3 protein-coding genes are annotated in these 2289 nt (G+C 66.0%); all 3 read right to left on the bottom strand.

Annotated features, from left to right (window positions below; all coding sequences use genetic code 11):
- Positions 1-353 (bottom strand): DUF2238 domain-containing protein (locus tag LH128_RS25355; protein ID WP_008832551.1); only part of this gene is annotated, 353 nt, incomplete at its 3' end.
- Between the two features lie 113 nt (positions 354-466).
- On the bottom strand, positions 467-1663 hold the full coding sequence (locus LH128_RS25350; protein WP_008832550.1) for a glycosyltransferase: 1197 nt from the start codon (positions 1661-1663) through the stop codon (positions 467-469).
- Positions 1664-1721: 58 nt separating this feature from the next.
- Positions 1722-2289: isocitrate/isopropylmalate family dehydrogenase (locus LH128_RS25345; RefSeq protein WP_008832549.1), on the bottom strand; the 568-nt coding region annotated here is incomplete at its 5' end.

Below are 2289 nucleotides of genomic sequence, written 5' to 3'. Positions count from 1 at the left end.
AGCCACTCGAAGATTTCATAGATCGCGCTGCCCGCCAGCACGAACTCGACCGCGATGTAAGTCGCCAGCGAAAGCGAGAGCTTGCGGTGCCGTGCCAGCCAGGCCGAGATGGGATGGACCCAGCAGGCCCCGAAGCTGAAATGGACGAGCCGGTCCCACGAATTGCGCTGCAATCCCAGCGTCGCCGCGGGCGACGGCAGGCCGAGCGCCCTCGCCCAGTCCTCATAGGGAACGAAGGAATAGATGTAGCGTCCGCCTAGCGTGTGCAGCCACAGGAACAGGCAGGCGCAGGCTACAGCGCTCGTCGGCATCGGCCAGCGCCGCAGCGCCAGCCACAACCCCGCGACGATCACCAGCGTCGGCAGGTTCTGCAGCGGCGCAAGGCTCGGGTACGGCGAATCAATGAGGCTGACGAGCGCCCATAGCGCCGTCAGCCCAAGCAGAACCGCTTGCGTGCGGTTCGGGATCAGTACTTGCCCCAGACGAACTTCGACGAGAGCGCGAAGTTGAACACCGAGGCCAGCAGCACGCCGGTGATGACCGCCAGCACGTCGTGGATGCCGATGGTCTTGAGCACTGCGGCCGAGCCGATGTTGGTGAGCAGACCCAGCGAGCAGGTCAGCGCGAACTGCGCCCAGCCACGCATCAGCGGCGCGAAACCGCGCAGGCGCTTGTCCGAATAGGTCAGTTCGTTGTTGAGCACGAAGTTGAACGTCATCGCCACCAGCGCGGCGATCGTGTTCGCAATGTTGAAGGTCGTGCTCTCGGACCAGTTGCCGTAGACGAAACGCTCGCCGAAGACGACGTGGAGCATCGTCCACAGCACCGCCAGCTGCACCACCACGCCCATGGCGCCCACGGTGCCGAACAGCGCGAAACGGGTCGGGATGATCCGGCCCAGCCATTTGTCGTAAAGGCCCACGAGGAATTCGAACACGACGGTCTGGTCCAGCTTGCTTTCGCCTTCTGCTCGCGCGGCGAAGTTGAGGGGGAATTCCTTGACGCGCAGCGGGGTGTCCACCGTCGCCAGGATGTCGAGCAGGATCTTGAAGCCGACGCCCGACAAGCGGTGCGCGTCGGCGCGCAGGGTCTGGGTGCGCAGCATGAAGAAGCCGCTCATCGGGTCGGTCAGCTCCACTCCGGTCACCTTGTTGGCGATGCGGTTGGCGAAGCCCGATGCCTTGACGCGGTCGGGGCGGCCCCATGCCTCGGTGCTGGCGCCCTCGGCGAAGCGCGAGGCATAGGCGAGGTCGTACTCGCCCGAGGCGACGGCCTTGAGCATGCCCGGCAGCAGCGCCGGATCGTGCTGGTGGTCGGCGTCCATCACCGCGACGACAGGGGCGGCGGTGGAGCACATCCCCTCGATCGCGGCGCTGGCAAGGCCGCGGCGGCCGATGCGCTGGATGCAGCGCACGCGCGGATCGGACAGCGACAGGCGGCGCGCCTCGTCCGAGGTGCCGTCGGGGCTGTTATCGTCGACGTAGATGGCTTCCCACGCGATTCCGGCGAGCGCCTTGTCGAGTCGCTCGATCATCGTCGCGATGTTCTTGCGCTCGTTGTAGGTCGGCAGGACCACCGCCAGTTCCAGCGGCTTCGCCTGCGGCGAAACTGCGCGAACGGCGGCTTCGGAAGCCTGCGCGAGATCGGTCGTGGAAATGTTCATGCGCCCTGTTTTTAGGTTGTAAACGTCAAGAAACGATTATTGCGTAGCGGCGCAACCTTTACAGGCGCGCAAGCACCGCGTCACCGATTTCCTTCGTGCCGGCCGAGCCGCCGAGGTCGCCGCCCTTGATACCGTCCGCGAGCGCGGCCGCAACGGCGGCTTCGATGCGGGCCGCTTCGGCTTCGAGACCGAAGGAGTGGCGCAGCAGCATGGCGGCCGAAAGGATCGTCGCCATCGGGTTCGCCAGGCCCTTGCCCGCGATGTCGGGGGCGGAACCGTGGATCGGCTCGTAAAGGCCGAAGGTGCCTTCCGCGAGGCTGGCCGATGCGAGCAGGCCGATCGAGCCGACGCACATGCTGGCCTGATCGCTCAGGATGTCGCCGAACAGGTTGCCGGTGACGATCACATCGAAGGCGCCGGGGTTCTTCACCAGCTGCATCGCCGCGTTGTCGACGTACATGTGCGTCAGTTCGACGTCCGGGTACTCGGCCGAAACCTCGATCACCACGTCGCGCCACAGCTGCGAGGTTTCCAGCACGTTGGCCTTGTCCACCGAGCACAGCTTGCCGGAGCGGCCCTGCGCGGCCTTGAAACCGGCGTGGGCGATGCGGCGCACTTCGTCCTCG

Source organism: Sphingomonas sp. LH128, assembly GCF_000293195.2.
Classification (GTDB): domain Bacteria; phylum Pseudomonadota; class Alphaproteobacteria; order Sphingomonadales; family Sphingomonadaceae; genus Novosphingobium; species Novosphingobium resinovorum_A.
The sequence above is the reverse complement of the archived record's forward strand: the minus strand, read 5'-3'. Positions and strand labels throughout refer to the sequence as shown.

Coding starts and splice junctions, on each gene's coding strand:
- LH128_RS25350 (WP_008832550.1), bottom strand. CDS start 1,663: ATGAACATTTCCACGACCGATCTCGCGCAGGCTTCCGAAGCCGCCGTT.